Origin of the sequence: Sphingobacterium sp. UBA7253, from assembly GCF_002472745.1 — a bacterium.
In the GTDB taxonomy this organism is placed as follows: Bacteria; Bacteroidota; Bacteroidia; order Sphingobacteriales; family Sphingobacteriaceae; genus Sphingobacterium; species Sphingobacterium siyangense.
The window spans coordinates 40,123-46,833 of sequence record NZ_DKSP01000102.1 but is presented as its reverse complement, the minus strand read 5'-3'; the positions used below and the strand labels follow the sequence as shown (position 1 = coordinate 46,833).

Here is a 6,711-nt window from a genome sequence, read left to right as displayed (position 1 = left end):
GCTCAACGCAGCTATTCACGTAGAAAGCGAATTAGATGTCGGCACTTCATTTTCAGTCGTCTTCAAAGATGTACCAGAACCAGATCGTATGCATTTAGTATCTTAAACGACCGAGAGTAGATTTTTATCCAATAAATTGTCTATCTTGTAAAATCTCAAAGAAAGATTATATAAACGGTTTGGTAACCAAGTATCTGCCCAGCTTAGGTCTATATTTTAAATCCCCCCACAAGACCATATTTTTCAATCATTGCGGTGTTTTTAAACAATCAAAAAATGAAAAAGAAAATTGTTGTTTGTGATGATGATGCCACCATCCTTCACGTTTTGGAGCTGGCTCTAAAGAATGAATTTAGAGAGGTTTATTTAGTGTCAAAAAGCAGAGAACTTATTGCTTCTGTCGAAGAAATTGACCCTGATATTATACTATTGGATATTGAAATGCCATGGTTGTCAGGTGGCGATATCCTTCGTGAACTCCGGAGTTCAGAAAAACATCAAAATATTCCGGTGATCATGATGTCTGCGAGTTCGCGTGGGAAGCAGCTTGCTTCTGCATGTGGAGCCGACGCTTTTTTGGCCAAACCATTTGAACTGGACGATCTATTACTTCTCGTGGACAAATTGGGCCAAGCGTAAGCGATTGTCTTGAGATGATCACATCAGCTGCATAAAAGCACTTTCCATTAAAAAGTGCTTTTATTTGTGCTTGGCCAGCGTGTACTCGCAGACTTAGTTTTTCAGTATGCTATTAATTTTATCTGTGATATCTGTTAAATCAAAAGGTTTGGCGATAAAACCATTTGCGCCTAAGTTCCCTGCTATTTCAGGTCCATCGACGCTTGCCGATAGCACAATGATAGGAGTTTCTTTAATTTCGGGTGTACTGCGGATAATTTTAATCAGCTGGTCACCAGAAATTATGGGCATCCAGAGGTCTAGCAGCAAGAGGTCTGGTTTATGCAAAATTAATTGCTTTGTCAGGTGTGTGCTATTTATTTCGCATATGACATGATATCCTTCTAGTTCTAAAAAAAGCTCCAGCATCTCGAGTATTCCTCGATCGTCATCACAGATCATTATCTTTTTAGGCTGCATATTTTTTATTTGTTGATTACAATGGGTAATGTAAAATTAAATGTCGATCCTTCTCCTGGCTCGCTTTCGACCCACAGTGTTCCTTTGTGGTGTAAGATAATCTCATGCGAAACATAGAGCCCAATGCCTAAACCCGGAAACTTTTTCTGTATATGGCTGACGCGAAAAAATCGCTCGAAAATTTTTAGTCTGTCCTGGTAGTTTATGCCCATGCCATAGTCACGTACGGAGATTTTAACAAAGTTGGCTACCTTGTGGATACTAACTTCAACTTTTTTCGACTCGGGTGAATATTTAATTGCATTGGAAAGCAGATTGTTCAGCACTTGGATAATCTGGAGCTCGTCGCCCTCGACGATACTACCTGTATTTCCTGTAAGGTGGATGTCAGAATCTGGTGCCGCCAATCGCATGCTTTCAACGGCATCCTGGATGGTCTTATCGATCTCAAAAGGCTCCATGTGCAGCTCAAGATTTCCAGATTGAATTTTAGACGTATCTAAGAGTTTTGCTATTAGCAAGTTCAAGCGATCGATATAAACCGTGATTTTATCTAAAGTTGAGACATACTTCGGATCGGTGTTTTCGGCACTCAATCGCTGTAAGATCTGGAAGAGACCCTTAATTGTTGTGAGCGGAGTCTTAAGTTCGTGGCTTGCAATGGACAGGAAATCATCTTTACGCCGATCCTGCTCCTTCTTTTCAGTAATATCTTCGATGGCGATTAGGATCCTATCTTTATACTGGCCCTCGAACTCAATACGATAAGCATTTAGCAGCATGACTTTTCGGCCAATATGAGGAAAGATATGATCTACCTCATAATCGATAACCGGGTTATTGGTAGGCAATATCTGAGTGAGCATCTCTTTTAACGAAGAAATATCCCACTGCTGATTACCGAGGTCAAATAATAATTTTCCTACCGTTTCTTCTGTGGTGACTTTAAATGAGTTTAAAAAATGCCTATTGGCGCTCAGGACGATATATTTGGCATCGAGTACCAAGAGACTTTCTCGTACTGTTTCAATAATACTGGACAGAAAGCTTTCTTTATCTTGTAGCTCCTTGGTTCTTTGCTGTATTTTGAGCTCCACATGGGACTTCTCTTCACGAAGATCATGCTCCGCTTTTTTTCGATCACTGATATCATTTTGAACACCAATAAAATGAGTTACCTGACCTTCTTCATTCTTCACTGGTGAAATAAAAAGTTCATTCCAAAAAAGCGTTCCATCCTTACGATAATTTCGAATTTCAATTTTACATTCTTCGCCACGCTCAATTGCTTCTTTAATAATCTTACGTTCGGCTTGCGAACGGTCCTGAGCCTGTAAAAATCGGCAATTGTGGCCAATAATTTCATCGTGGGCATAACCACTGATGGTTTCAAAAGCTTTATTGCAATAAATGATGGGATTATCATATTGCAGATTGTCTGTAATTATAATACCCGAATAGGCAGAATTCAATGCTTTTAGATAAAGATCTAAATCATTGTTCTTGTTTTCAGTACGTTGCGTTGAATTGTTGATGCAGGAAGCATTTTTTTTCATATATTTTAAACTCCCATATTAATTAAGGTGTCCCAATTTAGTCGATAATTTTGAAATTGAAGCGGATTTTGGCATGTCTAAATTCAAAACCCGTATAAATCCCTGCTGAAAATATAAGAAAATATAAATCAGTGCAAAAGATAGCAGGACACCTATTTTTGATCTGACTGAACCGATGTAACTGGAACGCGGAACTGCGGGCATTTATTGTCGCGGTTAAGCGCTGTATACTGAGCTTGGGCACTTTTTTAGCTGTAGAAATCGCTTATACTGCAAATATTTCCGTATCACTGCCTTATTGATGTCTATTGCCTTTATGGTAATACGAAATGTGTTTGTTGATCCCTTGCACCGCATTATTTCTGTCGGGCGATACCCTGACGGGGGCATATTGCAACGATACAATATCCATGCTGTCGATTTCGGGCATGTTAAGGGGGCGGTACCAAGAAGGTGGGCTCGTTAGATTGCCCGTCTCTTTGCGATCTGTTTGTTCTGTTGATTCGTGTACAGAACGCTGTTTCCAGCGTCTGTAAATGAGCAGTGCTGCTCCGGCAACTGCCGTGATAACGAGTCCGATTTGTGCTTTCATACTTTCTTTTTTAAGAATTGAACCATTTCCTTTCAAATTGAACAATACTCAAATCAAAAAGTTCAATAAAAAAAGAATCAGCGTCTGCAGGTGCCATTGGAAGAAATTGATGTATAGCATCCGATTGCCGTAAATAAGCTTTGACAGTTTTAAAGATTCAGCTTATTTTTGCGTACAAAACACAGACAGTTAACAGGACATGGAATCACTTTTTCGCGCATGGAAAACGAGCCGAATGGCTTACCTCAAATTCTTTGAAAACTATTCTTTGGAACAGCTCAATCGCATTCCTGATGGCTTCAGCAACAACCTGATCTGGAATATCGGGCACATCATTGCCACACAGCATAAATTAATCTATATCGGATCTGAGGTAGAAGGACATATCCCTGAGAAAATCTTCAACAGCTACCAATCCGGAACAAAGCCTTCAGCAGCGGTATCGCAGCAGGAAGCTGATCTGCTGAAAAGATTGCTCCTCGAACAGATTGAACCGACCATCCGTGATTTTAACAACAAAAAGTTTGTGACCTATCAGCAACGCACAACGGGTACGGGCTTCCATCTCACTTCAATAACGGATGCCTTCGAATGGAACAACTTTCATGAAGGCCTGCATTTGGGTTATATGATGAGTATAAGGAAGTTTATTGCTACAAAAATTCCAAGATGACCAGATTGTTTTTATTATTATTACTTTTATTTTCTTCGAGATATGCGTTTCCGCAAACGTTTAAAAATGACAGTGTAAAATCATTTGTTGATAAATCGATTGAACTTATATCGGCCAATTCAATTCATAAAGAAAACCTTGAGGTTATTAAACGTGAACTATACAATAAAGCCCAAAATTTAAACTCGATTGATGAAGCCGCAACATTATATGAAGCCGTATTTAGGCAGCTCAACGATTATCATGGCGGTCTTAAATACAAAGGAAAAACCTACGGATGGAATAATCCTCATGTGATGACCAATGTTTATCTGAAAAATAGGCTTAACACGGAGAAGAGTACGTTTAGTGAGGTGATTGATCATAAAATAGGATATCTCCGAATAGTTGGAAACAGTGATTTTGCGTTTAAAAAAGTTGATAGTATCGCTGATGATATTGTGACCCATATCAATGGGATCAATTCAGCAGAAATTAAAGGCTGGATTATAGACCTGAGATTAAATACCGGAGGAAATATGTATCCGATATTACTCGGACTGAAAGAGTTTATCGGAAACAATGTACACTTTGGAGGTTTTAGGGACGCTGGTAATCAATCTACAGGCGACTGGGAAATTAAGGCGGGAAAGTTGCTGATAGATGGAAATATGCTGGACAGAAAATCAGCGTTGATCTATCCGATTGCAAATGATGTTCCATTGGTTATTTTGACCAGCTGCTATACGGCAAGCGCGGGTGAAATGACTGCCATATCCTTTATTGGACGAAAAAATACGTTTATTGTAGGGGAAAAGACCGCAAATTATACAACCGCGGTGCAGGGGTTTAAAATAAATGATCATGCGGGCATTAACTTGTCAACAGATTATGTGGTGGACAGGAATTTAAAAGTTTATAAATCCTATATTTCGCCTGATTTTGAAGTCGTGGGAGACGACAACCTCACAGTGCTGGAAAAGGATCGTAAAATAATCAAGGCCCTGGAACTTTTGGGCCAATAGCAGGCGTATGAGCTGTTCTCGAAATCTGCCGATATTGGAGCAACGTATTGATTTTATCTTTTGCGGTTAGTGGTCGCAGGTGGTTTCCTGTTTCTAGAATTGTGCCGTCTCGGTCTATCAAAAGGTAAAATGGTATGCCGCTGACCTTGAATAGGTCTCGAATGGAGCCGCTCTGTTTGGCTGATAGGAAATAATGCTGTCCGCCCAGATCATAGCTACTAACCGTTGCCTTGTACTTGTCCTGATCTGAATCAAGACAGAGGTATACAAACGAAACGTTTTTGTTCTGAAAATCGGCTTCTATTCGTTTGGAGTTGGGAAATTCACTCAAGCAGGGGGCACACCAGGTCGCCCAAAAATCGACGTAGATTACTTTACCTTTGTTGCTTTGTAAGATATCTTCCATGATCTCTTGGATCGGAGAGGATTGCATATCCTTTAGAATAGCACGGCTATTGAGTTCAGGATGCTCGACTCGGGCTTTTGTAGCAAGGTATTCCTGCTGCAGTGGATCCCGCAGAAAGGGGGAAGTAATATGTCGGGTGACAATTGTAATAAATTTTTCGTAGGTTTTGAAATCCTGTTTTCGAAAACTTTTTGAAAAGTGATGGCTCAGCATGATTTCGCGTAAGAGCGGATCGCTCACATAATTAACTATCCCGTGCAATTGTAGTGAGTCAGCAATAGTAGTGGACGCAAACCGTTCCCCACTTGGTGTAATTCCCCAATTTGCGTCGCTCGTTTCCTCAAATCTCCGTCTTTCGTTAATATAATAATCATAAAATGAGGAAAATGTAGATACCGCATTTGTGTTCATTAAATGGCTTTTTTCGAGTGGAAGACGCTTTGCCAACTTGTCGTAAAATCCTATGGGGATAACAAAGGTGGTATCCATGGGGCCTAGATTATTGGCTCTTTTGTGATCTATGGAATAAAACTGGATGTTATCGTAATAAGGAGTTTCTGTCTCAAAAAGAGCCCAATTTTTACTTTCAGCATTTGGGCTATAGGTATGGACAAACTCGTCATACAACGCTTTGCCTTTTTGGCGTACGGTATCGTTGAATCGCATATACTGTACGGGATCGTAATTTTTTACGGCATAAAAATTCTTATTTTGGTCGTAGAGTTCACTAGCAAAATAAAGATTTTGGAATTGTGCGATCTGGGTATTGGTGGCGGCGGAAGTCCCGGCAAATTTGACTGTGCGCAAAAGGGAACTTCTTTGGTCAGAATTACCATCAAAAGAGACCCAAAGACTGTCTTGGGGATGAAGAACAATGCTAAAATTCGTCCGATAGCCTAGCCAAACCTGCGTAGGTATATATAAATCCACCTCCGCATAAAAATCACCTTTATCGTTGACCTTGGGGTAAATGGTGATCGCAGAAAGTCCCAGCCGATTCAGGGTTATATTCAAGGGGATCAAAGGATCATAATGTATAATCTTTCCTTGTACAATTGCTTTTTCGGCCCTTTCTTGTGCACTACTGATCGAACAGACTATACATAATAGGATGAGTAGAAATCTGGAAAAAAGATGTATTTTTTGCTCTTTTAAAGGTTTTTTAGGTTTTGGGATTGTGGCAAGCATGCTTAGGTTATTTAATTAAAGATAAAAAAAAATCGGATCTTTAGCATGATGCTCTTCCTGTTTTCTTATACCTGTATTTTTTATCTCGCGATAAGGTTTGGGGGGAGATATTTTGTGTTTATGCGACAGGTTGCGAGTTGGTAAATAGTAACAGGTACATATTGATTAAGAAATTTACTTAATTGTTGCTGGAA

At 39.7% G+C, this 6,711-nt stretch carries 7 protein-coding genes; 3 read left to right on the top strand and 4 right to left on the bottom strand.

Annotated elements, in window-relative coordinates:
* The first annotated feature begins 276 nt into the window (after positions 1-276).
* Entirely contained in the window at positions 277-639 is a 363-nt protein-coding gene (locus B2X72_RS09915) for a response regulator (RefSeq protein WP_088161374.1), read from the top strand.
* A gap of 93 nt (positions 640-732) precedes the next feature.
* Here B2X72_RS09915 and B2X72_RS09910 read toward each other — a convergent pair whose 3' ends face one another.
* The 3 genes from B2X72_RS09910 to B2X72_RS09900 all read right to left on the bottom strand — a co-directional run bounded on the left by B2X72_RS09910 (position 733) and on the right by B2X72_RS09900 (position 3,246).
* Positions 733-1,098 carry a response regulator gene (locus tag B2X72_RS09910; RefSeq protein WP_070566531.1) on the bottom strand — a complete coding sequence of 122 codons (366 nt, stop codon included), beginning with the start codon at positions 1,096-1,098 and terminating at the stop codon, positions 733-735.
* A gap of 5 nt (positions 1,099-1,103) precedes the next feature.
* Entirely contained in the window at positions 1,104-2,654 is a 1,551-nt protein-coding gene (locus B2X72_RS09905) for a PAS domain-containing sensor histidine kinase (RefSeq protein WP_286849439.1), read from the bottom strand.
* Positions 2,655-2,949: 295 nt separating this feature from the next.
* Complete coding sequence (locus B2X72_RS09900) at positions 2,950-3,246, bottom strand: hypothetical protein (protein WP_286849437.1); 297 nt, start codon at positions 3,244-3,246, stop codon at positions 2,950-2,952.
* Between the two features lie 199 nt (positions 3,247-3,445).
* Here B2X72_RS09900 and B2X72_RS09895 point away from each other — a divergent pair, with 199 nt between their 5' ends.
* Together B2X72_RS09895 and B2X72_RS09890 are read left to right on the top strand one after the other, a co-directional pair.
* Positions 3,446-3,919, top strand: coding sequence for a DinB family protein (locus B2X72_RS09895; protein WP_070566524.1), 474 nt, complete (start codon positions 3,446-3,448; stop codon positions 3,917-3,919).
* A complete protein-coding gene (locus tag B2X72_RS09890) occupies positions 3,916-4,923 on the top strand; it encodes a S41 family peptidase (RefSeq protein ID WP_145331274.1) in 1,008 nt (335 codons plus the stop codon). The genes B2X72_RS09895 and B2X72_RS09890 overlap by 4 nt, the downstream gene beginning before the upstream one ends.
* On the opposite strand, the gene B2X72_RS09885 is transcribed toward B2X72_RS09890, so the two are convergent.
* On the bottom strand, positions 4,895-6,517 hold the full coding sequence (locus B2X72_RS09885; RefSeq protein ID WP_286849436.1) for a TlpA family protein disulfide reductase: 1,623 nt from the start codon (positions 6,515-6,517) through the stop codon (positions 4,895-4,897). The genes B2X72_RS09890 and B2X72_RS09885 overlap by 29 nt on opposite strands.
* Positions 6,518-6,711 lie beyond the last annotated feature (194 nt).